Origin of the sequence: Acinetobacter modestus, assembly GCF_014636095.1 — a bacterium.
In the GTDB taxonomy this organism is placed as follows: Bacteria; Pseudomonadota; Gammaproteobacteria; order Pseudomonadales; family Moraxellaceae; genus Acinetobacter; species Acinetobacter modestus.
The window spans coordinates 644,748-671,108 of the sequence record NZ_BMDV01000002.1 but is presented as its reverse complement, the minus strand read 5'-3'; the positions used below and the strand labels follow the sequence as shown (position 1 = coordinate 671,108).

20 protein-coding genes are annotated in these 26,361 nt (G+C 37.3%); 7 read left to right on the top strand and 13 right to left on the bottom strand.

Annotation, left to right across the window (positions count from 1 at the left end; genetic code table 11):
- Positions 1–64: 64 nt before the first annotated feature.
- Complete coding sequence (locus tag IEV17_RS07435; protein WP_004661875.1) at positions 65–625, bottom strand: TetR/AcrR family transcriptional regulator; 561 nt, start codon at positions 623–625, stop codon at positions 65–67.
- Positions 626–1,047: 422 nt separating this feature from the next.
- On the opposite strand from IEV17_RS07435, the gene IEV17_RS07430 reads away from it, so the two are divergent.
- Positions 1,048–1,905 (top strand): heme oxygenase-like domain-containing protein, encoded by an 858-nt coding sequence (locus tag IEV17_RS07430; RefSeq protein WP_004661874.1) that lies wholly within the window; start codon positions 1,048–1,050, stop codon positions 1,903–1,905.
- A 112-nt stretch (positions 1,906–2,017) separates the two neighbouring features.
- On the opposite strand, the gene IEV17_RS07425 is transcribed toward IEV17_RS07430, so the two are convergent.
- Both IEV17_RS07425 and IEV17_RS07420 read right to left on the bottom strand, forming a co-directional pair.
- Entirely contained in the window at positions 2,018–3,028 is a 1,011-nt protein-coding gene (locus IEV17_RS07425; RefSeq protein ID WP_005215888.1) for a sensor domain-containing diguanylate cyclase, read from the bottom strand.
- 113 nt (positions 3,029–3,141) lie between these two features.
- Positions 3,142–4,062, bottom strand: coding sequence for a LysR family transcriptional regulator (locus IEV17_RS07420; RefSeq protein WP_034601773.1), 921 nt, complete (start codon positions 4,060–4,062; stop codon positions 3,142–3,144).
- A 291-nt stretch (positions 4,063–4,353) separates the two neighbouring features.
- On the opposite strand from IEV17_RS07420, the gene IEV17_RS07415 reads away from it, so the two are divergent.
- Both IEV17_RS07415 and IEV17_RS07410 read left to right on the top strand, forming a co-directional pair.
- Positions 4,354–4,899, top strand: coding sequence for a demethoxyubiquinone hydroxylase family protein (locus IEV17_RS07415; protein WP_004661871.1), 546 nt, complete (start codon positions 4,354–4,356; stop codon positions 4,897–4,899).
- Between the two features lie 179 nt (positions 4,900–5,078).
- Entirely contained in the window at positions 5,079–6,281 is a 1,203-nt protein-coding gene (locus IEV17_RS07410) for an MFS transporter (protein ID WP_004661870.1), read from the top strand.
- Between the two features lie 16 nt (positions 6,282–6,297).
- Here IEV17_RS07410 and IEV17_RS07405 read toward each other — a convergent pair whose 3' ends face one another.
- The 3 genes from IEV17_RS07405 to IEV17_RS07395 all read right to left on the bottom strand — a co-directional run bounded on the left by IEV17_RS07405 (position 6,298) and on the right by IEV17_RS07395 (position 8,702).
- Positions 6,298–6,918: a DUF2238 domain-containing protein gene (locus IEV17_RS07405; protein ID WP_004661869.1), complete on the bottom strand. Its 621-nt coding sequence runs from the start codon at positions 6,916–6,918 to the stop codon at positions 6,298–6,300.
- Positions 6,919–7,010: 92 nt separating this feature from the next.
- Positions 7,011–7,628, bottom strand: coding sequence for a LysE family translocator (locus IEV17_RS07400; RefSeq protein ID WP_004661868.1), 618 nt, complete (start codon positions 7,626–7,628; stop codon positions 7,011–7,013).
- 90 nt (positions 7,629–7,718) lie between these two features.
- A complete protein-coding gene (locus IEV17_RS07395) occupies positions 7,719–8,702 on the bottom strand; it encodes an ion transporter (RefSeq protein ID WP_004661866.1) in 984 nt (327 codons plus the stop codon).
- Between the two features lie 241 nt (positions 8,703–8,943).
- Between IEV17_RS07395 and IEV17_RS07390 the strand changes: the two genes are divergently transcribed.
- Complete coding sequence (locus tag IEV17_RS07390) at positions 8,944–10,401, top strand: DASS family sodium-coupled anion symporter (RefSeq protein ID WP_004661864.1); 1,458 nt, start codon at positions 8,944–8,946, stop codon at positions 10,399–10,401.
- 46 nt (positions 10,402–10,447) lie between these two features.
- On the opposite strand, the gene IEV17_RS07385 is transcribed toward IEV17_RS07390, so the two are convergent.
- The 7 genes from IEV17_RS07385 to IEV17_RS07355 all read right to left on the bottom strand — a co-directional run bounded on the left by IEV17_RS07385 (position 10,448) and on the right by IEV17_RS07355 (position 22,860).
- Entirely contained in the window at positions 10,448–10,948 is a 501-nt protein-coding gene (locus tag IEV17_RS07385) for a hypothetical protein (protein WP_004661862.1), read from the bottom strand.
- A gap of 10 nt (positions 10,949–10,958) precedes the next feature.
- Positions 10,959–11,540, bottom strand: coding sequence for a hypothetical protein (locus IEV17_RS07380; protein WP_004661860.1), 582 nt, complete (start codon positions 11,538–11,540; stop codon positions 10,959–10,961).
- A gap of 55 nt (positions 11,541–11,595) precedes the next feature.
- Positions 11,596–14,235 (bottom strand): bifunctional aconitate hydratase 2/2-methylisocitrate dehydratase, encoded by a 2,640-nt coding sequence (locus IEV17_RS07375; protein WP_004661858.1) that lies wholly within the window; start codon positions 14,233–14,235, stop codon positions 11,596–11,598.
- 259 nt (positions 14,236–14,494) lie between these two features.
- Positions 14,495–14,854 carry a hypothetical protein gene (locus IEV17_RS07370; protein ID WP_004661857.1) on the bottom strand — a complete coding sequence of 120 codons (360 nt, stop codon included), beginning with the start codon at positions 14,852–14,854 and terminating at the stop codon, positions 14,495–14,497.
- A 103-nt stretch (positions 14,855–14,957) separates the two neighbouring features.
- Entirely contained in the window at positions 14,958–15,440 is a 483-nt protein-coding gene (locus IEV17_RS07365) for a DUF4124 domain-containing protein (protein ID WP_004661856.1), read from the bottom strand.
- Between the two features lie 130 nt (positions 15,441–15,570).
- Positions 15,571–20,076, bottom strand: coding sequence for a translocation/assembly module TamB domain-containing protein (locus tag IEV17_RS07360; RefSeq protein WP_004661855.1), 4,506 nt, complete (start codon positions 20,074–20,076; stop codon positions 15,571–15,573).
- Positions 20,077–20,124: 48 nt separating this feature from the next.
- On the bottom strand, positions 20,125–22,860 hold the full coding sequence (locus tag IEV17_RS07355; protein WP_004661854.1) for an autotransporter assembly complex protein TamA: 2,736 nt from the start codon (positions 22,858–22,860) through the stop codon (positions 20,125–20,127).
- A 162-nt stretch (positions 22,861–23,022) separates the two neighbouring features.
- Here IEV17_RS07355 and IEV17_RS07350 point away from each other — a divergent pair, with 162 nt between their 5' ends.
- The 3 genes from IEV17_RS07350 (at position 23,023) to trmA (ending at position 26,239) form a co-directional block, all read left to right on the top strand.
- On the top strand, positions 23,023–24,342 hold the full coding sequence (locus tag IEV17_RS07350; protein WP_004661852.1) for an MFS transporter: 1,320 nt from the start codon (positions 23,023–23,025) through the stop codon (positions 24,340–24,342).
- A gap of 3 nt (positions 24,343–24,345) precedes the next feature.
- Positions 24,346–24,981, top strand: a complete 636-nt coding sequence (coq7, locus tag IEV17_RS07345) for a 2-polyprenyl-3-methyl-6-methoxy-1,4-benzoquinone monooxygenase (protein WP_004661849.1) — start codon at positions 24,346–24,348, stop codon at positions 24,979–24,981.
- Between the two features lie 172 nt (positions 24,982–25,153).
- On the top strand, positions 25,154–26,239 hold the full coding sequence (trmA, locus tag IEV17_RS07340; protein ID WP_004661848.1) for a tRNA (uridine(54)-C5)-methyltransferase TrmA: 1,086 nt from the start codon (positions 25,154–25,156) through the stop codon (positions 26,237–26,239).
- The last annotated feature ends 122 nt before the right edge of the window (positions 26,240–26,361 follow it).

Sequence of the window (26,361 nt, the reverse complement as noted above, 5' to 3'; positions counted from 1 at the left end):
GTTTATTTTTTATAATAAATATTTTAAAATTCTAAATAAACTATTTAGCAATATTAAATACTAATCAAGCTGCATCTAAATTAATCAATTTTTCAATATAATACCAACACTCTTCTATTTGTGTATGGTCTTTATTTACTTTAGCATAAGCAGTCATACCATCTAAAATATTAATATACATTGAAGTTAGTACATGAGGCTGAAAAACTTTAGCTTTTTCAAAAAAACCTTCTAATAATTGCATTAACCATTCTCTATATTCAATGATTGGTCGAATAATAGACGGATATTGTTGTAATACTTCAAGTGATGCTTTTTGAAACATACAACCATGAAAATCATCGGAATTAAACCAAGCTACATGCCAAAAATAGACTGCCTTAATTTTGCCTAAATAATCATCTTCGTTAAGTATACTAAGTTCTTTTTCAATCGCTTCTTGAATACTCTTATTACGCCTAGACAAGCACTCCTCTATGAGGTTCTCTTTTGAAGGGAAATACTTATAAAAAGTCATCTTGGCAACGCCAGACTCACTGATAATTCGGTCTACCCCTACTGAGCTGTAGTTATAGCGGTTAAAAAGATTCAGAGCCGTTGCAATAATATCTTCTTTTTTTGACATTTTATTATCCTTTTTAAATTTTATCAAAAAGCTTAATTAATTATTTAGACATAGTTAAATGCTGGAAGTTTCTGGCACCTATGTATATTTATATTAAGCGAATTTCTTATATATACCCTCATATAAATTAAGCAAAAAACTTATGATTAACAAGCTTATTTGTAAAAAAAAATTTCTATTTAAAAAAAATTAAAATATATGGTGAATTATATCACCTTTTTACATCAGTTAAGTTAATTAATAATCTTTCTTATTATTTTTTAGATTGTTTAATAAATTGATTTCACAAAAAAATCATTTTATATTTAGGTCATCCAATAAAAAGATATTTGGTTGAACTAATAGTTATTCAAAAGCAACCAAAGCAAATCGACACTATATAATTGGAAAAGCAATAATATTAATTCATTGAGTACAAGACTATGCCAAAAAAATTTGAAAACTTTAACGACCCTAGACAGAAAGCTATAGACGGAATGAAAAATAGTATTTCTGAAGAATTATGGAACAAGAATTTGAATTTTCTGAAAGAGTTAAGAGCAGAGATTTCAAATCATCCTGTTTCAACTCATCCAGCAATTCAGATGCTAAATGATGGTGTAATTGATAAAGAAACATTGAAGCACATTCATTTAGAATATCGTCATGCGATTGTTCAGGTGTTTACTGATGCATTGCTCATGGCACAGTTCCAAACGAAGCAATTAGAGCCGCGTTTGCTATCTGGCTCTAAAATGTATCCTCGCTTCTTACTTAATCTCAATATCTTAGATGAGTTTGGCTTCCGTCCAGGTTTTGATCAGGATGGTTACTATGCTGGAAATCCAGAGTATGCACACTATCCTCTCTTTGAAGATGTGCTGGATGACTTTGAGTTGACTCAATCTGAGCGTAATGATTACCAACCGTCCCTTATTGCTCAACAAGTACGCAACTACTTAGAAAAATCTTTTGACCGTTATCAGGCAGTTTCAGCTCTTCTAGCCGTTGCTGAAGAAGAAGTAATTTTATTTAGCCCAGCTTTACGTCAAGCAACCAATGCTGTTGGATTTGATGTAGATAGTGGATATTACTACGTTCACGGTGTATCGCATGATGAAACAGCCGAAGCTGCTGATGATGATCATGAAGATGATTTATGGTTCGTGCTTGCTCAAGCTTGCGTTGAATCTGATTACAGTGCGATTCGCCAAATGTGCTTAGAATATTGTGACTTATGGCAGCAATTTTGGGATGAACAAATTGCTTATCAATATGGTACATATAAAAAGTTGGCTTAAGCATCAGATGATCGGGCTACAAGATATTTTGTCTTTAGCCCGTTTCACTATAAAAACACATTCATTCTCAATAATTTAATTAATACTAATACAGCAAATTAATCATCAATCGTTAAGATAGCGACAATTTACGTTTTTTCTTTTCACCATACATATTCAAATCAGCAACATCAATCAACTGTTGTAACTCTAAACTGTCATGTGGGTATATTGCTAAACCAATACTCGCACCAATTTTTAGATAAATATTTTCAAAACTAAACGGTTGGCTACATGCATCAACCAAACGCACAGTCATTTGTTTAGCTACATCATAATTTTCTACAGAAGGTAGAATAATCGCAAACTCATCTCCACCCAACCGAGCAACTAAATCATTTTTGCGAATGTTCTGTGAAAGTCGTTTGGCAATTTCAATCAGTGCCGTATCACCATACCGATGTCCAAACTGATCATTGATTAATTTCAAACCATCCATATCTACGATCAAAACGGCCAACTGCTCTTTAAATTGTTTTGCTTCTTGCAATTTCAGTCTTAAAGAATCTAAAAATAATGCTCTGTTTGCTAGACCTGTTAAGTGATCTCGTGTTGCAAGCTTATACAACTCTTGGTCGCTGAATTTTGTAGCATGGTACATTGCAGCCGCGATCAAATCTGACATCAATCCTAGAAGAGATAAATCCTTTTCATGAAAAGCATTTATCTGATCAGAATAAATTTTGATTACACCAATCACCTGCTGTTCATAAAATAATGGTACAACTGCCATCGAGCGCAGTCCGACACGCCGACAAGCTTCATGATTAACTCGAGCATCGGTTTCACTATCACGACAATACAAGGTTGTTTTTTGTGAAATACATAAACCTGATAGGCTCTTATTCAATGGCAGACGCAAACCCAATAGATGCTCAGCTTTATTTGAAACAGCTCGATAGACCATTTCATCGTCTTCAGCCAACTCAACAATTGTTCCTGTTGCAGAAATCACCAGTTTTTGAATTTGATTCGCAACTAGCGTCATTACCGCGTGTAAATCGACACCCAATTTTGCAATAGCAGTTTGAGTTTCGATGACAGACATTAATTGTTTGTTCGATAAGGGGGATTGTTTTGGCATTTTTTGAACAAGCGCAGTTGCATGGCTCAATTGTGCGAATTATTTCTCTTAAGTCAAGTTATTGGTTTAATAGACAAAACTGTCTATTAAACCCAAATAAATAAATAATGTTTTTAAACAGTGTAATACAGCGTACGTTTCTGAGAAAATTTTTCCAGTTGTTTGATGAAACCTTCAAAGTAATTCTTCTCCTTATCTTCAGTACGGTAGCCTGCATATAATGTGCGTCTCAATCCTTGAGGCGACACACAGTCTAAACGACGACTGACAACCCATCCCTTTTGTTCATATTCATTAACGACCCAGTCAGGTAAAGCCGCAATACCACGCCCACTGGCAACCAACTGAATTAACATCTGCGTTAAATCAGTCGTTCGAATATGCTTAGGTTGAATATTTGCTGGAATGAATAAATGCGCCATGATGTCTAAACGATGTTTATCAACTGGATAAGTAATCAACGTTTGTTCAGCCAAATCTTCAACTAGGATTTTTTCTTTACGCACCAATGGATGTGTCGTTGATAGTACCAAACGTGACTCGTATTCAAAAATCGGAAAGTATTCAATCCCTTTGAGTGCAATTGGATCAGCAGTGATTAATAAATCGAACTCAGCATTTTGCAATAATTCATGCGGATTAGACTCAAAACCCGCTGCAAAATCTAAATCGACATCTGGATATTGCTGGCGATATTGATTCAATAAAGGCATCAGCCAGTCAAAACAACTATGACATTCGGATGAAAAAATAATTCTCCCCGTTTGTCCATGCACAATACGAGTAATATCCGTTTGTGCTATCTGTACCTGAGGTAACACATCATCTGCTAGTCGAAGTAAACGCTCGCCGACATTGGAAAAACTTACTGGACGACTACGGCGATTAACAACTTCTACACCATACCAATGATCAAGTTCTTTTAATTGATGAGAAATTGCTGAAGGAGTTAGGCATAGATCTGTCGCAGCCGCAACCAATGAACCATGCTCACGCAGTGCAATTAATGTTTTTAAATGACGAAGTTCTAACACAACGATCACCACAATTGAATTTAATTCATCCTATCATGTTATTCATGAGTGTGTCTCACTATGAATTTTATTTTATTATTGTTTAATGAGATGAAATGTACTCACAATTAGAATCATGACTATATCGATTTAAGCTTATGTTCTTATTTATAAAAATTAGCAAAAGCCAATGACTTAATGCAAATGTGGTGAATCTTAAACGTTTTTTATCAGATAATTCAATTATTTGATTGCTCATAGATACCCAAGCACTGTATATTTTCAAAACAATAATAATGATGAAGATAAACCATGAGCATGTACAAAGAAATTGAAACCCAACTAAGAATCATTCATGCGTGTGAAAAAGGAGCAACTGGGGTTTACTACGGTCATAGACTGATTGCTAAGCTATTTTTTAAAGACATGGTTAAAACGCTAGATGAAATGCATCAACATGAAACTGAACATTTTAACTTGTTCGGCTATTTTTTTGCTCAATACAAAAATGCTGTTGTCTTACCCTCTATACTCTGGTGCGCAGGCGGAATAATTTATGGATTATTGATTGGATTGCTGGGTAGAAATGCAATTTGGATCAGTACTGCAAGCATTGAAAATATTGTAAACAAAGAACTAGATGAAGCTGCAATTTTCTTCAAAGAAAAAGATATTGAGATTCATCATGCAGTATTAGATATCCAAAAAGATGAAATTCATCATCAAAAGATTGCTTCTGAACATGCAGACTTTGCTAATAATTTAGCAAAAATTATCAGTTACTTTGCTCAACAATGTGCATATTTAGCAAAGTTTCTTGCCATTTATCTCAAAATATCTGTTCCAACAAAAAAATAATCTTTACAACTGATAAAGACTATAGAAAATACGATCTCTCAAATTCACTCAATTATTTAAATGTATAGCTGAAAGGCTCTACAAAATCTGACAAATATGCACAATCAATACGATAAGCTTAAGATCTAAAGTATCTTGATGGTTATAATTTAGATCTCTCTATGTTCTGATTAAAACAGTTGTTAAATTTATCTCCTCAACCTAATTTCTCTCTTTTTCTCGTTATTTTCTCCTTGGCAGTTGGTAGTTTCTGTATTGGAACGACTGAATTTGTTGCTATGGGGTTGATTCAAGAAATCGCTACTGATTTAAATGTCAGTGTTCCACATGCAGGCTATTTCATTAGCGCCTATGCGCTTGGTGTTATGGTTGGCGCACCAATTATTGCAATTTTAGGAGCTAAAGTACCGCGTAAAACGCTATTACTCAGCTTGATGTTATTTTATGGTTTAGCAAATGCCGCCACTGCCTTCGCAACAACATCTGAAGCTATGCTGATATCTCGTTTTATTGCAGGCTTTCCTCATGGTGCTTATTTTGGTGTAGCAGCATTAGTTGCAGCCGAATTGGCAGGAAAACAACGTAGAGCGACCGCGATTGCACAAGTAATGATGGGACTCACCCTTGCCAATGTGATTGGTGTTCCTATTGCAACTTGGCTTGGTCAGCAATTTGGTTGGAAATCTGGTTTTGAGTTTTCTGCCGTGATTGCTTTTATTACTTTAATCGGTGTCAGCCTTTTCGTTCCTAATATTCCACTTCAAAAGACGGCCAGTATTAAAGCGGAATTGGCAGGTCTAAAAAACATCAATATGTGGCTAACACTTGCCGTGGGTGCAGTTGGTTTTGGCGGTATGTTCTCTGTTTATAGTTATGTGTCTCCAATTTTAACTGAATATACACATGCCGATATTCGTATCGTCCCGATTGCACTAGCCATTTGGGGCGTTGGTATGGTGATTGGAGGTCTCGTTTCTGGCTGGCTGGCAGATAAAAGCCTATTTAAAACGATGATTGGAATTTTGGTGAGTTCTGCACTCGCCTTTGTACTTGCAAGTTTTATGATGTCTAATCTCTATACTGCGATTACAGCCTTATTTCTAATTGGTTTCACTGTGATTGGATTAGGTGGCGCATTACAAACACATTTAATGGACATCGCAGGCGATGCACAAACATTAGCGGCATCATTAAATCATTCCGCATTTAATTTAGCCAATGCCTTAGGCGCATTTCTTGGAGGATGGGTACTTAGCCATAATATGGGTTGGTTAGCACCGATCTGGGCTGGGTTTGTACTGAGTTTAGGGGGATTAGCAATCTTATTAATTGCTCTGGCTTATGCTAAATACACTCACAAAAATCAATCTGCCGTAATTTAACGGCAGATTGATCAGTTTATCGATATGAACTGATCAATTTATTGAGTTGTTGGTTATGCCATTTAGATAAGAATAACAAGGCTGCAATCACTCCTATTAAGGCAAAGAACATATCAGATTGAGTGTCCCACTCATATCCTTGTGTACCAAGAAACTCTTGCGCACCTTGTCCAAGTGCTAATGCAGCTGCCCATTCAATCAACTCATAAGTCGCACTAATGGCTAGCACAATACAGATCACAATAAAACTAAGCATTTTCCCTTTGGCTAAAATCTGATGTCGAATCAAAATTTCCCGTGCAGCTATGGCAGGCACAAAACCTTGCATAAAATGTCCAATCTTGTCATAAGGATTTCGATCTAAACTGAACCATTGAGCGATCTCAAAACCTAAAGGTACACGTGCATAGGTATATGCCCCACCGACGATTAATACCATTGCATGCAAAAAAATTAGGCTATACAAGAGATTAGTTAATGGAAATCTTGAATAAGTTGCAAATAAGATAGGTAAAACAACGAGGACAGGAACAACTTCCATCAACCATGTCGCTCTATCATACGGCTGTAAGCCAGATAAAAGCAGCAACAAAATTAAAATAATAGCTGCTAAACATAGAATCTTTGGTTGATTCATATCAAACTCTCAAATTAATTTTATTTTTAATTACATTAACATCAAAGCAAAAACATATTCCAGTAGATCGCTTGGTCAGGTCAAACATCGAATTAGAAAAAGAAAAATTTTACGGAATCTATACTTGGCTTTATTATTGAAATGACCAAAAGTAAGGCCATAGATCCATTAAAGAGTTGAACTTTTTTCTGATTATTGACAATCTTTTGTAAGCGCTCACCCATGTATGCCCAAATACCTACACATGGGATACTCACTACACCAAATACTGTACCAATAAAAATAAACTCAGCGAGATGGCTATCTACAGTACTATAAGTTGCGATTGCACCCATCGCCATAATCCATGCTTTAGGATTGACCCATTGAGACAGAGCTGCCCCAATAAAATTTAATGGTTTTTCTGGACGTTCATCAGCTTGTACGCTACCCGCACCATAAATTTTATATGCCAAATATAATAAATAGACAATGCCTATTATTTTAAGTGTTTCATACATCACAGCAGATTGACCTAAGGTTGCACCAATACCGAAACCAACTAAACTGACCATGACTCCAAAACCAAAGCCAATGCCCAAAATATGTGGAATACTCTTTTTAAAGCCAAAGTTTAGTCCAGAAGCAGCTAACATAATATTATTTGGCCCCGGTGTAATGGAGGTCACAATCGAATAAATTACAAATGATAAAAAAGTCAGTAAACTCATAAATTCAGATAAAAAATATTTTCAAACTTGCAGACAATATAGCAGCCAAAAAGATTTTTTTTGATTGATTGTTAAAATAATTCTGCCACCTTACTCCGAAAGCTTCTCACCACAATGTGGACAGAAACGATAAGATTTCTTCTCCTGTTCCTGCTCTTCTAAGAATTTTTCTCTCATCAGTTGCATAATGATTTCATGGGTTTGTTCTTTCGGTAATCCAACCTTTTTACGGATGCGTTCTATTTCGTCTTGATTGTGTAATAAATCTAAACCTTTCGCTTGCAGAACTTCCCGAAACTCCTGCTCAAGCCGTTGATTACGTTGATTCAATTCATTTGCTAAACCTGATGCTAAAATACCCGCGGGTAATGCTGCAATACCAACACCTAAAACAGTAATAAATGCACCAAGTATTCGACCTAAATTGGTCACTGGTGTCACATCACCATAACCCACTGTCGTCAATGTGACTACCGCCCACCACATAGCTTGTGGAATCGAACTAAATGCTTCTGGCTGAGCTTTATTTTCAACGACATAGATTGCTGATGCAGTCATGACAATCATAATCACTAAAATAAAAATAACGGCTTGGAAAGAACCTTTTTCTCGTTGAATTACCCTTAACAATATCTGTAATGAAACAAAATATCGGGTCAGTTTGAGTAAGCGGAATAAACGTAGAACTCGTAAAAAACGTAAATCGATATGAACAAAGAAATTAAGATATGCAGGTAAAATCGCCATTAAATCTATAATTGCCCCGCCACTTTTCATCCAACGAATACGCTGCTTCCATGCAGCCTCGTCTGGATTTTTTTCGACGATACTCCATAATCTTAATAAATACTCTCCACTAAAAATCAGGATTGAGATATTTTCAAATACGTCAAAATAAGGTTTGTACAACTTATAAATTTCATTAATCGATTCAAGGAGAACAGCAGCAACATTACCAATAATGAGAATAATTAATAAATAGTTAATACAAGCACTTATTGTACTTTTGTAGTCATCGTTATGAAGGTTATTATAAATAAAAAGTCGCAACCGTTGCCATGAAAGTTGAGCCATACCGTACAGATCATGATGTAAACTAAGCTAAAAATGTAACATGTTGCTTAACGATTTGATAAGTGATTTTGAGCAAAGACAATAATTTTACTTATCAATCAAAATAACGCTCTATACACAAAATTACCTTTGAACTTTTCTCTTTGGCTTTTAATAATCAATCTTTAATGAAAATTTTTTAAATGCTCATTTATACACAACTATAAATTTTATTAAACCCATGACAACAAGGGGAATTCACGTGGGATTCAAGCCTATTCCAACCCTTATTTCTTTATTCATTTCGCTCCTCATATGGTTCATTATTCCAGTTCCTTCTGGTGTCGATCCGAATGCATGGCATTTGTTAGCAATGTTTGTCGGTGTCATTGCCGCGATTATTGGTAAAGCCATGCCAATTGGTGCAATTGCGATTATTGCTATTACCTTAGTCGCCGTGACGGGTGTCACCAATGATAGTCCTAGCGGGGCTATCCAAGACGCACTCAGTAGTTTTGCTAACCCTCTGATTTGGTTGATTGGTATTTCGATCATGATTTCCAAAGGTTTGCAAAAAACAGGATTAGGTGCACGCTTAGGCTATTTGTTTATCGCGGTTTGGGGCAAGAAAACCATTGGTATTGGGTATAGCATGGTGCTGTCTGAACTGATTCTTGCGCCAGTGACACCTAGTAATACGGCTCGTGGTGGTGGGATTATTCATCCAATTGTACGTGCGATTTCCACCAGTTATGACTCAGACCCAGCCAAAGGCACTGAAGGTCGTATGGGGAAATATTTAGCTTTAGTGAACTACCAAGCCAATCCAATTACTTCTGCGATGTTTATTACCGCAACTGCCCCTAACCCATTAGTGGTTGATCTGGTGGCGAAAGCAACCAACAGTCAGATTTCCTTGAGCTGGAGTACATGGGCACTGGCGATGTTATTACCCGGTTTAATTGCCTTAATCATCATGCCTTTGATTATGTACTGGATGTATCCACCTGAAGTCAAAGAAACACCCAATGCAGCTCAGTTTGCGAAAACCAAGTTAAAAGAAATGGGCCCTGTCAGCAAAAATGAAATCATTATGCTCGGTGTATTTGGGATTTTACTGCTGTTATGGGCGGGTATTCCTGCCATGATCTTTGGCTCAGCTTGGGTGGTTGATCCAACCACAACTGCCTTTATTGGCTTAGGATTGCTGTTGATTACAGGTGTACTGACTTGGGAAGATATCCTGACGCAAAAAAGCGCATGGGATACTATTACGTGGTTTGCTGCTTTGGTGATGATGGCAACTTATTTAAATAAGCTCGGTTTAATCACATGGTTCTCAGGTGTGCTTGAAACAGGGATTGGTCATTTAGGTCTCAGCTGGATGCCTGCCTGTTTATTACTGATGCTCGCCTATCTATATGCACATTATATGTTTGCAAGTACAACAGCACATATCACCGCCATGTTTGCAGCCTTTTATACAGCGGGACTGGCATTAGGTGCCCCACCGATGTTGTTTGCCTTAATGATGGCAGCGGCTTCTAGCATCATGATGACCCTAACTCATTATGCAACAGGTACATCGCCTGTGGTATTTGGCTCAGGTTACACCACATTGGGTGAATGGTGGAAGGCAGGCTTTGTCATGAGTGTCGTCAATATCATCATTTTTGTGGCGATTGGCGGACTTTGGTGGAAAATGTTGGGTTATTGGTGATTAAATATGAGGAACATTCTGTACGAATAGAAATGTTCCTCTAAATTTAAATACCCAAATGTAGAACATACAAACTATTATTGGAATGAATGATCTTCTGCATAAGTTCTGCCAATATTTCAAATTGTCCTATCACGTCACTCTTTTGCATAATGATTTTTTCATAACCTGCTGTTTCTCGTAAAATACGATCAACATTTTCATTTGGGTCAATCACATCATCATATGCATGAACAAAAGTATATATACCTGTTAACGTTAAAATTTTTGGTGATAACTTTAATAGATTAACTAGACTAGAAAACAATTGAAATGCTTCTTTGGCCCCATCTCCATCAATCACTGTTACACCATAATAATTTAACCCAGTATGTTTTATTTTTAAACTTGGATTATATGTAGGTATCCATTTTAAAAAATCATTAAAATAAATAATAAGATCATCATGAATTGAAACATCATAAGAAACCTTACCGACTAGCCTGCAGCAATCATCATAAGAAAATTCATTTTTATTCAATAAAACAAAATCATGTAGTAGTGGCATAAATAGAACCTCAGTTTAAATGGTAGTTTTCTCTATCGATCAAAGCTTTCCACTCTTCATGGCTATAAAGTTTAAGATTCTTCAGTTGAGTACCTACTAATAAAAAGCGATCGTCCCATGTTAATACTTCCCTACTGTCGTCTAATTTTTTATTTGAAAAACAAGGAAATAAAATTGGATTAAAATATATTAATCCAATTTCAAGTAAATGCTTAATCTCTTTCGGGTTCTCAGGTATAGAGTGAAGTACGGGTATATTTTTTATTAATTTGCAAGCAATTTCATGAGGCTCAGAATCTAAATCATCCAAATACCATTTTTGGTCATCACACCTCCATAAATAAGCAGTAAAACCATTTTGCTCAATCAGTAATGTCTCTGTAATTGCATTTGGTTCCTCATACCAAACAGAAAATGCTAAAGTTTTTGTCGGAATAATTGAAAATTTTGGCGGTTTTAAATAAGGATAATCCTTTAACATTAAAGAAAGTAAATCTTTAATTGCTATTTCTAGATCCTCAACCTTCTGCTTTTTATGGATAATGTTAACTAGTTCAGAAATATTATCTTTTATCGTCAAAATACTTTTCATTTTATAAAAAATAAGGGCTGATTACTCAGCCCTTATTTTTAGCTAAATCAACAAATTAAGTCAATTGAGCAGCTTGAATTTTCTTAGTATCAACTTGATCAGCTTCTTTAGTATATTCGCCCATCTTGTCGAAGTTTAAGTATTTGTAGATGTCAGCAGCAGCACTGTCGATTTGCGACGCGTACTGTTGATATTCTTCTGGGCTTGGTAATTTACCAAGAACCGCAGCTACAGATGCAAGCTCAGCAGAAGCTAAGTAAACGTTTGCACCTTGACCTAAACGGTTCGGGAAGTTACGAGTAGAAGTCGATACACATGTAGTGTTCGGTGCTACACGTGCTTGGTTACCCATACACAATGAACAGCCCGGCATTTCTGTACGCGCACCAGCACGACCATAAATGTTATACAAACCTTCTTCCATCAATTGATGCTCGTCCATACGCGTTGGTGGAGCCAACCATAAACGAGTAGACAATGAACCGCTTGGTACTTTGTCAAGTAACTGACCCGCAGCACGGAAGTGACCAATGTTGGTCATACAAGAACCGATGAATACTTCATCAATTTTGTCGCCTTGAACGTCAGAAAGAAGTTTCGCGTCATCTGGATCGTTCGGGCAGCAAAGAATTGGTTCTTTGATGTCAGCAAGATCGATTTCATAAACTTTTAAGTATTCTGCATCAGCATCCGCTTTTAACAAGCTTGGGTTGTCTAACCACTTCTGCATGTTTTCAGCACGGCGCGCCATTGTACGAGCATCGCCATAACCTTCTGCGATCATCCACTTCAACATGGTGATGTTAGAACGTAGGTATTCAGCAACTTTCTCTTCAGAAAGTGTGATTGAACAGCCAGCAGCAGAACGCTCAGCAGATGCGTCAGAAAGTTCAAATGCTTGCTCAACAGTCAAGTCATTTTCCATTTCTGATAAATCGATCTCAAGGATGTTACCAGAGAAGATGTTTTTCTTACCTTTCTTCTCTACAGTTAAGTCACCAGCTTTGATCGCATAGTAAGGAATCGCATGTACAAGGTCACGTAAAGTGATACCAGGCTGCATTTTACCTTTGAACTTAACAAGTACAGATTCAGGCATATCAAGTGGCATAACACCAGTTGCAGCTGCAAACGCAACAAGACCAGAACCCGCTGGGAATGAAATACCGATTGGGAAACGTGTATGTGAGTCACCACCAGTACCAACAGTATCTGGAAGTAACATACGGTTTAACCAAGAGTGGATAATACCGTCACCTGGACGTAAAGATACACCACCACGGTTCATAATGAAGTCAGGTAATGTATGGTGAGTTGTGACGTCAACTGGTTTTGGATACGCAGCAGTGTGACAGAAAGACTGCATCACTAAGTCAGCTGAGAAGCCCAAGCACGCTAAGTCTTTTAACTCGTCACGAGTCATAGGACCAGTTGTATCTTGAGAACCAACAGTTGTCATCTTAGGTTCACAGTAAGTACCTGGACGGATACCTTGACCTTCAGCTAAACCACATGCACGACCAACCATCTTCTGAGCTTGTGTAAAGCCTTTACCAGTGTCAGCAGGTTGTACTGGAGTACGGAATAAAGTAGAAGGTGCGAGACCTAATTCTTCACGCGCTTTCGCAGTTAAACCACGACCAATGATCAAGTTAATACGACCACCAGCACGTACTTCGTCTAAAAGTACAGGCGTTTTAAGCTCAGCTTCTGCAATTTGTGCACCGTCTTTGAATGCAGTAACTTTTGCAGCAGTATGATCAATTTTCAATACAACTTCGTCACCCATGTTCATGTTAGCAACGTCGATTTCTACAGGTAATGCACCTGCATCTTCCATTGTATTGAAGAAAATTGGAGCGATCTTAGAACCTAAGCACACACCACCATCTTTTTTGTTTGGAATGTGTGGAAGTTCGTCACCGAAGAACCAAAGTACAGAGTTAGTTGCAGATTTACGGCTTGAACCCGTACCAACAACGTCACCAACGTAAGCAACTTGGTTGCCTTTCGCGATCAATTCTTTGATTTGGTTTAATGGACCAACTTCACCTGGTTTTTCAGGATTGATACCGTCACGCTCGTTTTTCAACATTGCATTTGCGTGTAATGGGATATCTGGACGGCTCCAAGCGTCTTGAGCTGGAGACAAGTCATCAGTATTCGTCTCACCTGTTACTTTGAACACAGTGATTTTGATTTCTTCTGGAACGTCAGCACGACTCGTGAACCATTCTGCTTCAGCCCAAGATTGTAAAACAGCTTTAGCCGCAGCATTGCCTGCTTTTGCTTTGTCTGCTACATCATGGAATGCATCAAATACAAGAAGAGTTTTCTTTAATGCTTCTGCAGCTAATTCAGCAAGCTCAGCATTGTCAAGAAGTTCAACTAAAGGAGCAACGTTATAACCACCAAGCATCGTACCTAGTAAGTAAACTGCACGCTCTTTAGTTACAAGTGGAGAAGTTGCTTCGCCTTTTGCTAGAGCAGCCAAGAAAGCAGCTTTAACATACGCAGCTTGGTCAACACCTGCTGGAACACGGTTTTCAAGCAAATCTACTAAAAATGCTTCTTCGCCTGCTGGTGGATTTTTTAATAAAGTTACAAGTTCAGCAGTTTGAGCATCATCAAGCGGCTTCGGTGGGACTCCGAGTGCGGCACGTTCTTCAACGTGTTGGCGGTAAGCTTCTAGCACAGTGTTATTCCTCTTTTTTAAAAAATTACTTGTAAGTTCCAGCTTGCTACAAGCTTTACAAGTAATATGGACAGCAAAATTTTACTAGACTTCGCGTTAAAAGTTAATGCAACTACCGTATTTCTACGTGATGCCCATTATTTTATAGCGAAATGTTCGTCTCTTTTGAATACCGCTTTGGTCTTAGATCAAAGCTTAATAAAACAACAAATTACATGCATAAAAAAAGACAACTGATGTTGTCTTTCTAATGAACCTATTAAAATGATTTATACTTTGGTAGCTGGTCATGTGGTGTAGCCAAGCATTGTTCAGTAAATTTCTGTTTCAACTGTTCACGTTCTGCATCAGGGTTCGCCTTCAGTCGATCGATTGGCATTGCATATACCGTTTCAATAATTTCAAAGATAAATTTACGTGTTGTTTCATCTTCAATTTTATCTGCATGTTCTTTTGCTTGCTTTTGTTCAATGCCATTTTGACGGTCCAAAGTAATTGAACGCGCCGCATTGCCCACACTGACACAATAACCATGCCACTGTTCTGCTGGAGTTAATTGTTTTTTATCTGCACAACCAACTAACACCAAACCTATTGCAATCAAAAAAAAAATTTTCATCATCGTACTGCGATTAATTTGATGCACACATCATACTGAAAGTTGTTCATTTTGCAAAAAAGAAGCGTTTAAATTGGTATGAGCTGCAATAAAATAATACAAATCATTTACTGCATCGCATGCTATTACCCATTTTCTGACATTTACCACCTGTAGAAGAAAGATACGTTGTGCCTGCAACTAAATTATAAGGTTTACCTTTCGCATCCCAACATCTTACACCATTGCAATTCTTCACAGGGATCAATGCTTCACTCGCGGCTGTAATGGTTGCATTTGATGTTGCAGTAGTTGTACCTGTTGATTTCGCTGTTTGTGTTGTTACCGTTGGAACATTTTTTTGTTCTTTGTTATTGGCCACGGAAACATTTATCACACTGGGAGTTGTCACTGTTGAATTTATATTTTTTTTAGTTGGATCAAGTTGAGGATCTTGCTTCTGAGTGGGCGGTGGTGTTGCAGAATAAGTCGTTACTCCTTTCGAATCGACCCATTTATAATACTCTTTTGCATTTGCTTGGAATGTAAAGCTGAGCAATATTAAGCCTATAGTTGCCAAAAGTTGACTTAAAGTGACAGGTTTCATCCACTCTCTCCAAAAAATGTCATTAATCTATATATTTTTCAATAGCTTATTTTTATTTTAACATATTTTTAAAAATATCTAGCATAAAAAACCTGCATTATTTTCATAAAACAGGTTTTCTAAAAAAGCTTTAAAAGCGCCAATTATAGAATACGTCAATGGCTCGCTCTAACGATTGACTTGCTTCTAAGTATAAACGGCGATTCATTTGATAACGCAAGGTCAATTTATTTACAGGTGTAAACACGCCTATGCCATAACGAATAAACAGGTCTGGCGTGATATAGCCCGTTAAACTCACTTGAGTGTCATCACCTGTACCCTGTGCATCAAGTGCTAAACCACTGAGACCAAATGTTCGACCAATCTGATTCGTTAAGGCCCGCGTTCCTCCTAAGCCCATACTAATGCCTGCGGCTGCAATAGTATTGTTTACATCAGATTTAAAGCCTTCTGTATTACTTAGGCCGCTACTTCCTTCATTGATACGACCTGTGACCAATGCATTCAATGCTTCTTGTTCAGATAGACCTGCATCATTATAAATTTGAACATTTGGAACGGTTGCTGTCCCAGTCACACGTAAACCAACCATACTACCTTGGACTGATTTATTCGCATCAATATCAAGTGTTGGATTCGCAAGTGGACCATTAAAACGTGCGATTGCTCTGTTTAAATCTAAGCTTTGACCATAAGCTTCAATCTTCACTTTCTGACTTACACCAATAGCACCATTCGCTCGCATTGCAGTTTCTAAACCACGTTGTGATAAGTGCAAGCGACCAACCAATGGAATATTACTTTCAAAACCTTGGAAGATCACTTGATTACCCAATGTCAGTGTCATATCCGCACGAATATCCCATGGTTTAGCTGCTTTCAATGTTGCAAATAAATCTTGTCCTTGCTGTACGACTCGTACATCTGGTGAAATATTTACAACTGGTGCAGTAGTCTCTGGCATAGAAATACGAGCACGTGGTACATCAATCGTTCCTCTTAAACTCAATTGTTGTTTAAATGGGTAAACATCCAAATTTAAATCTGGTTGCACGATTGCGGTAATCATCGGCGCTTGTCGAATTAAAAGATTATCGCCTTTCAAACTAAGCGCGAGATGAGGATCTTCTTTCCAATCGAAGCTACCTTTTAATCGCCCAACCCCTTGTCCACTGTTGAACGCACCATCAATACTTGCTGAATCTTGTCGAATAGACGAATAAAGCTGGATATTATTTAGATTTACAGGCAGTGAAATCATACTAATTGCACCATTTTTTAAGCGCATTTCACCTGTAAATTGTGGTTGAGTCAGTGTGCCATTAATTTTTCCAGCAAGTGCTAATGTACCCGCCATTGAACGTACATCTTTAATAAATGGCTTGAATACTTTGAGTTGTACATCATCAAAAGCAACTTCACCACGCATTGGCATTCCATTTTGAAATGGATTCACGATCACGTTAGCGTAACCTGTACCAATGTCTGGTGTTTTCATATCCACACGGAATAACAAGCCATCATTGACACTTTTCGCAATTAAGCTCAATTCATCATAGGTGACTGTGGTAGCAATATCTTGAGGATCATCAGGTGCAAGACCTATTTCACCTTTACGAGTGACTAAACTTGCATCCAGTTTTGGGCGACTACCTTTAGCCCACGAAGCTCGAGCATAACCATTCAGTTGACCAGTAACTGCTAAACCTTCTGGCATGAATACCGCAAAATCATTTAAATCTAGATTTTTGGTAACAACTGAAAAATTTCCTTTATTTTGGCTAATACGTGCCGATTGATCTAAACAAACCTGACTATGCAGACTTTGCCAACAATGCTGTCCAATATAAAGTTCAGATTGGGCTGTAGAATAAATGATAGCTGCGCTTTGATTTTGTACTAAATCAATACGGCGTGATTTAAAGTGACCTTTTTGTAATTGTCCTAACCATTCATTATTCTGATTGAAACCACCTGCAAGCTGTACATAAAAATTAGATTGGCGATTATTACTTTCAACTTTTAATACATGTGCTTTGCGCGTACCACCCAAGTTAATCGTTGCATTTTCTATTTCACGATTACCACTACGTAAATGATCAACTTTGGCAACTAATAATGTAGGTGTTGCTTCAGAAGTTGGCAATTCACCTTGAATACGTAAAGATCGAATACTCGCCAATTCATTAAATGCAAAATTATCTACGGCAATATTTGCCGTTGCTTTTAAACGTGGTTGTGATTGAACGTTTAAAACGCCGTAGGCACGACCTTGCAAACCTGGATAAAGCTCATACAGGGCTGGAGCATTCAGTTTCACTCTTAAACTTTGTGCATTGCCTGTGGCTTGTAACTGGTTCTGAGCATAGGCAAAAAATAAGTTATTGGCTTCAAACTGTTGTGGTAAAAAGCCTTTCTGATTGGAGTCTAACAATAAAGTAAGATTGCCACGACCACGAACAGGTTTATTATTAAGAAAACCTGCCGCGTTTAAATCCCGAATATCGATGCGCTTAAGCTTTTCAGACCAAACACCTTGTGTTTTAACATGCCCTGAGAGTTCACCTTTAAGAGTTGAAACAAAATACTGTGGTTTGAAGCGTACTAAAGATGCATTGATATCCCAACCAAGTTTATCTTTTAGGTTCACAGCACCTGTAGCAAAAATCTTACCTGCCACGCCATCATGTTTTAACTCATTAATTTTTATATATTCTGGTGTCCCTGCTACGTTGATTTTCAACAATCCATTGCCTTGATTTAATGCATTTAATGAACCGTTGTAATCAACTGCAAAACTTTTAAAACCTCCACCAGACTTCTGATCATTAAACATTAAAGCGGCTGTACTTTTGCCTTTTAATGCAACGGTCTCTATACGATCTGACTGAACAATTTGACCTTTTAAATCAATACGATCAAGTTGAATGATTTGTTGATTCGGTTTTGCAAAACCAGTTGCTTTAATATCGCCATTTAATAGATTAACAGGTGCTGTAGCAACGACTGTTTGTGGATTGAAATTCTCGGCTTTAAGCTGAGCCTGCCACGCTAACTGTTGCTTTTCAGTAGGTAATTTAACTTTTGCTTGCCCAGACAAACTACCTTTCGCAGCCTGATAACGAAAGTTTTCAACATTCAGCAGATTTGATTTTATATCAAGACGGGCATCATATTTACCTGTTGGTAATAATGCTTTCTCATGAGGTTTCACAGTTGTAGAAACATAGATATCTTGTTGACCTTGTTTTAAGGCGATGTCGGTATGACCGTCTTCGCTACTCAACCAACCAATATAAGGGACTGCTCGATCTATATTTTTCCATGCAACATTTAATAGCATCGGCTGCGGTTTGTGATCTTTCGATGCAGCTTGATTGAGTTTAACAGCCCAAGTTTCATATTTATCAAAAGCAAGCTGTGCACTTAAAGCTAAACCTTTTTCCAAAGATCCGGATGAACTTAAATTAGCATCTAAATTAGGTGGTAAAAAATCCTGTGCGATTTGCGGAACAGTTTTATCTTTAGGATTTAAATGATCCAAACGACCTTTAATATCCCATGAAACATGCTCATGCCAATTGACTAAACCTTTGAGCGCAATAGATCCACCCATTAATTGACCATTAAAGTCTTGAATATTCAATTGATTCTTTAGATCTGTCTCCATTAAAGCATTGTATTTACCTTCGGGTATTTGCTCACCTTTCAAATCAGTATCTAGATTTAGAACCAATTTTTGAATATCACCGCTAAATCTTGCAACACCATCTTTGGCAAATAATTTCTGTTCTTGCAACAAAGGTAAATGATAGTTTTTAAAAAGCAGTTCGCCTTGCATCGGTACATGATCGCGTACTGGGTGTATAACAGCCCAACCCGTTAATAAATCTGGGGTCTGGGTTGCGATACCTGCTTTTAATGTATCTAAAGATCCCGCTGCAACAACTTTAATAGTATGAATATTTAAACTTTTTAACGATGGAATAATGAGATCTGCTTTCGCATTAATTGGATATTTACCACTAAAATCCATTTTCCCTGTAGCGTGTTGGACTGCCAAATATCCCATATCCATTTTAGAGTCCTTAAACTCTAATTTGGTTCCAGACCATAGGGCATCTTTCAAGTAAATATCATTAAAACCAACTTTCGATGTTTGAGTTTTAATCTCAAGATGATCAAGAGTTGCTTCATCTACACGTAATACGAATGGAAGTTTGATTGCATCAAAGGCAAATGGTTTACCTGAAGGCGGTTTTTTGTTGATCACTTTCAGATTACGCACATCAGCATGACTTAAATGTATTTCTTTATTTAAGATTGCGCGCCAACCAAGAGATACATCAGCGCGATCCAAAGAAACATCTACAGCTTTTAATTGTACTAAAACATTCTTAAGGATGATTCCTCTGAGTAAATTTCCACCCTCATATTCATAACGAATCATTTTTTGGCTTTGCAGTACCCGATCTAATAAAAAACGACTGCCTTTGTCGGTAGAAATCATAACGATTAAAGAGCTAACCAATAACAAAAGTATGATCGACAAAATTAACGCAACACTTCTCATGATGCGTCGTTCTGATCTTGGTCCAACTGGTGGCGTTAGTTGCGGTTCTACTTCCGTCATAATCAACCTAAAATTGTTTGAGCTTTTCTAAAGGATGTTTTTAAATTATTAAAGCTGTGAGCCGATGAAAAAATGTAATCGGATCGGGTTATTGTCATTGGAAATACCAGATGCCACATCAAGCCGTATTGGTCCTATTGGTGATCTCCAACGGATACCAACACCAATACTGTATTCGGTTGGATTACTAAACTGTTTGTCATATGCATTACCAAAATCAGAGAAAATTGCTGCTCGCCAACCATCTTTAAACTGATAATTGTACTCTAAAGATCCTACGCCTAAAGCTTGTCCACCGATTTTAAAACCGTTCTCCTCTGGCGAAAGACTTTTGTAATCGAAACCGCGTAAGGACTGGTCTCCCCCAGTAAAGAAACGGAGGTTATAAGGCACTTTATTAAAATCATCTGTGAAAATATAACTTGTGTCAGCTCGACCTACAAACTGGTGATTTTCATTTTCACCCAATGAATAAATAAAACGCCATCCACCTGTCAAAATTGCCATATTTGCATTTGATAATAATGACTCTGTCCCTAATTCAAGCTTGTAAGTTTGCTTAAAACCTTTGGTTGGATTCAAGCGAGAATTACTATTGGTCTTTGAAAGTTCATATCCAAATAACAAGGATTCTTGTTCCGAATCAATTCCTGATACTTTAAAAGCGTCAGGTAATTCATTAATATCAATATCACCTTTTTTAGTTAGACGATCTAAACGGTAACGTAAACCAATGATATGTTGCCAATCACCCAAAGGATTTTTAATAACACGTTCACCACCTAAAACAGCAGACTCAACCAATAAATTAATATCTGGGCCAATGTCGTTGCGCTCTTCGCGCTCGTAACCACCCACAAGGTTAAAGTAATCGTTGAGTGGATGTTTATAAGGGATGCTGTATCGCCCATCTATAGATTGACGAATTTGTGACACCTCAATGTTGGCATCAAATGCATGACCATATTTATTCACAATCGCTCGTCTGTATTGACTACGCACACGAGCACCCGTGTCTGTACCATAACCGATACCAGTTTCTAAACTATTCAAACGATCTGCATTAAGCGTTACTACGACTGGAATTTTTTTCTCAATTCTCGTTTGCTCTTCTAATTTTTGACGTTCCTCTTCGTCATCATCATGTTCATGTGATAAAGGCATAGAGCGTGCTAAAGCATAGGCTTGAGGGGCTTGACCTCCAGAAAATTGCGTTTCATCAACGACATCTTGCGTAACTTCTTGTGCAGAAGTTACTTTTTGTCTTGCTAACTCTGCTTTCTGTTGACTATTTAGCAATTGAGATTGTTGAATTTTCTGTTGATCGACTAAAGCTTGAAGATCTGGCGCTAATTCTAAAGTAGGCTGAATTGGGTCAGGTTTAATCGTATCTACCAATGTGTAATTAAAGTAACGTGTATTGGTTAAGTTATTTGCTAAGGCATTTACACGCCAAAATGCATAGTCATCACCCTCTTTCCAAGGTGCCAAACTATCTAAAACTTTTTGAGTTAAAGGCAATGGCTTAGTTGGATCGCTCATACGATACTCAACTTGTTTAAGTTTATATCGCTCACCCGTCTCATATTTTAGATTAATTTCAGCTACTTTTTCTGGCTGGCTAATTTTGACATCATGCAAACGCCAATAACTATCAAAAAAACCGTTATCCGATGCGGCATTCACTATCCTTGTTTTTGTCGTTTCATATTTACCATGATTAAAGATGTCCCCTTTGTCTTGTTCAGGGATCAAGCGTAAAACTTGGAATTGAGGCAAGTTTTCACCCGCACCAGAAAATTCAATATTTTGCTCTTTAATACGGACGGGTTCATTCGGTGTGACAATGACTTTGACTTTATTATCACTTACCCGTTCAAACTTATAAGTAGCATTATAATAGCCTACAGCTTGTGCAGCCTGATTGGTCAACACTCTTAACTGAGGTAAAGCGACGTTAAAGTCTTCAAAAGATTCTTGAGTAAAACTTGATAGTTTTGCTTTTATATTTGCAGCCAACGCAGGAGGTGCGCCAGTTACATCAGCAGTAATACGTGGGATTTTCTCTGCACCCATTAAGTTATCTGGGTGAAAACGATTCCATATTTTTCGAAAGAACCCGACTTTTTCTTTAGGCTGATCACTTTGTGTTTGAAACTCTGGTAATGTTCTACCCGTTTCATTTGCTTCAACGACAATCTTACTGTCGGTTTGAATGTCTTGCATCAGCCGATTAATATCCACTGGAGCCTTAGTAATTTCTATCAGTTCAGGCTGTGAAATGTCATTAACAACTGTTGGTGGGTTTTTTGACGTACTTTCTCGATAAGCTTGGGCCTCATTTTTTGCACTCTCAGCCTCACGAAAAATTTCATTCGCCATTGTTTGATCAACAGGGATAACTGGCAAATTTTCTAAATTATCATCAAGCTGAATCGGTTTTAATTCATTAATCTGATTATTAGACTGCTCTTGCTGTTTCAATGCCAACAAGCTGTCTTGTTCGGCTTGATTAGCAAGAGGCTGATTTGTACTGCTTGATAAAACAGTTGATGTATCCTCAGTACTTTGATCAGATTTAACTTGATTCAAAGACTGTTGGTCTACGGTTTTATTATTTGATGTATTTGATGTATCTGTTAATTGTTCTTGCGCATAAGTAGCTGATATACAAGAAGTAATTAAAAAAGTACTACAAATAAGTTTAGGAAAGCTCTGCATTTTAAATATTAAATGCATAGAATGAACCAACGTTAACTGTTTAAAATTAGCTTTAGATGACATGTAGAACTCTAAACTTATTTTTAATTTATCATTTGTGACTGGTGAAAATACTTCAAATCTTTGATTTTCATCCAATCAAATATGAAAGTATCATACATGCATTTTGTAGCATTTTTACAGTACGTCACATTTTTTTATAAAACACAATGAAGTGAACACACGATGAAACAAGATGAGCGCTTAATGACATCACGTCGGTTTGCACCGATGTTTTTCACTCAGTTTTTTGGAGCCTTAAATGACAATGTTTTTAAGCAAGCTCTACTTTTAGTGATCACTTATGGTTGGATTCAGCAACAAAGTGCTCCCGTCAGTACGCTCAATAATCTAGCTGCCTTATTATTTATCTTGCCTTACTTTTTCTTTTCTGCAACTGCTGGGCAAATTGCTGATAAATATGAAAGATCTCAACTAATTCGCTTTATAAAAATATTAGAAATTATCATTATGTTGATTGGAACCGCAGGGTTCTTGCTTGGAAATTTATGGTTACTACTTTTTGCATTATTTCTGATGGGAACGCATTCAACTTGTTTTGGTCCAATCAAATATGCAATTTTACCAGAAATTCTAAAACAAGAAGAATTGATGTCTGGTAATGCACTTTTCCAATCAGGTACATCGATCGCAATATTATTAGGAATGATTCTTGGAGGTGCAGTCATTGCATCATCGGAAGGAAATTTATTGTGGATTAGTGTCACTGTTGTAATCATAGCTTGCTTAGGCTATTTATGTAGCCGATTTATTTTACCTCAAAAGGTTGCAGCGCCAGATTTACAAATTGACTGGAATTTTTTTCGTACAAGTTTTCAAACTTTAAAATATGCTAAAAGCCTTCCGATCATATTTATTGTTTTGCTCGGTAATTCTTGGTATTGGTTTTATGGCGCAACCTATTTAACTCAAATTCCTCAATTGACCCAACAAAACCTGCATGCTTCTGAAAACGTTGTCAGTCTACTTCTCACCTTTTTCTCTGTTGGGATTGGTGTAGGCTCTTTACTGTGCAGACGTATCGGTGGTACAGAGATCAATATTAAAATGGTACCTTACGGTGCGATTGGGTTAACGATCTTTGCTTTGTATTTAGCAGCGAGCCTCTCTTTTGTTCCTGAGCGAACTGGCGATTTACTGAGTTTAAAAGATATTTTTACCCAAGGCGCCGTGTACTATCATGTCATGCTTGCCGTGACTTTATTAGGTATTAGTGGTGGATTTTATATTGTGCCGCTATATGCAATGATGCAAGCTTACTCACCACGTTCTCACCGTGCGCGTGTGGTAGCCGCAAATAATATTCTAAATGCTGTATTTATGGTTTCTTCTGCAGTTTTCTCAATTTTAATCTTAAGCATTTTAAAAATTGATATTAAAATATTATTTACGATTACTGCAGTTTTAAGTGCAATTTTCTCATTTTGGTTATTAAAGCGTTTAAAACCGTTGTTGGAAAATGCACCCAATACTTTAGAGGATTAATATATGCGTCATTTTACAGGTATCGATAAACTTATTAATTCTTTTGATCAGGCTCTTCGTAGCTTAGTGCCAGGGGCAACTGCTGCTCAACGATCTAATCCAGCAAATTCAGAACCTTCACAATTATGTGTTAGCGATGCTCGCCATGTAGCAGGTTTAATGCGTGTCAATCATAGTGGCGAAGTCTGTGCACAAGCGCTTTATCACGGTCAGGCGCTCACTGCAAAACTCCCCCATGTTCGAGAAGAAATGCAACAAGCTGCGATAGAAGAACAAGATCATCTCGCTTGGTGTGAAGAGCGTTTAAAAGAATTAGACAGTCATACGAGCGTACTCAATCCAATTTGGTATGGTTTATCTTATGGTATGGGCGCAATAGCAGGTATTGCAGGTGACAAATATAGCTTAGGTTTTGTCGCTGAAACGGAACGTCAAGTCAGCCAACATCTACAGGAACATATTCAACAACTTCCATCTCATGATGATCGTTCACGTAAAATTTTAGAACAAATGAATGAAGATGAATTACACCACCGCGAGACAGCCTTAAAGGCTGGAGGTGTTGATTTACCTGTACCTGTGCGTATTACCATGACAGCTATATCAAAATTAATGACTAAAACCAGTTATTATTTATAGGCTTATATTAAAAACTGAATCAAAGCAGGTAGTAATACATTAAAGCCTGCTTGGTTTAAATTAAATACTTCTTTATTTATGATTCACTCTTATATTTCATATAACAAAACTAGGTCGATCTTAATTTTTTTGATACCATTCGGCTTTAGATTTCAGCTGTAGCTTTCTTTTTATGACCGTATCTTATCAACAGCAACTTCAAGAGAAAGTTGAACGCATTACCACACAATTCGCTCCGTTCAATCCCCCAACTTTAGAAGTGTTTCAATCACTTGAACAACACTTTCGTATGCGCGCAGAGTTTCGTATCTGGCATACCGAAAATGATTTGTTCTATGCCATGTTTGAACGTGCTGAAGATGGTAAACAAAAAGAAGTTATACGAGTTGATGAGTTTCCAATTGCAGATCGCAGTATCAATGATTTGATGCCACGTTTATTAGAAGAATTAAAAGCAATTCCTATTTTATCACAACGTATTTTTGAAGCTGATTTCCTCGCCACATTGAGCGGAGAAATGTTGGTGACTTTAATTTATCATCGCCGTTTAGATGTAGATTGGGAAATCGCTGCGAAAGCTTTAGCAGAAAAGCTGAAGATTAAAATTATGGGGCGTAGCCGTGGCCAAAAAGTGATTATTGGTGACGACTACGTAGTTGAACAACTCAATGTTCATGGTCGTACTTTTAAATACAAACAAATTGAAAGTAGCTTTACACAACCCAATGCACAAGTGTGCCAACATATGTTGGAGTGGGCATGTGATGCTGCTGAAAGCTCTGAGAAAGACCTATTAGAATTGTACTGTGGTAATGGCAACTTTACTTTACCACTCTCTTTAAAATTTAAACGTGTCCTTGCAACTGAACTTGCTAAATCTTCAGTCTACGCAGCGCAATGGAATATTGAGCAAAACCAGATTGAGAATATTCAGGTGGCGCGTTTATCTGCCGAAGAGTTTACTCAGGCGTATCAAGGCGAACGTGAGTTTAGACGATTACAGGAAGCTGAAATCGACATTCAGAGCTATGACTTTGACACGGTATTTGTTGACCCACCACGTGCGGGGATTGATGATGAAACCTTGAAGTTACTACAAGGCTTTGAGCGTATTCTCTATATCTCATGTAACCCAGATACCTTACATGACAACTTAAAAACCTTAGCTCAAACACATCGAATTGTGAAGTTTGCGATGTTCGATCAATTCCCTTTTACTCATCATGTGGAATCTGGTGTATTGCTCGAAAAGATTTAAACAAATTATTGCAAAGTAACTATTAAAAATAGAGAGTTTTCATAACTCTCTATTTTCATTTAAAGTTTTTACTAGAAAAAATGATGTTTTTCAAAGATCAAGTCATTCAACTGTCATAATTT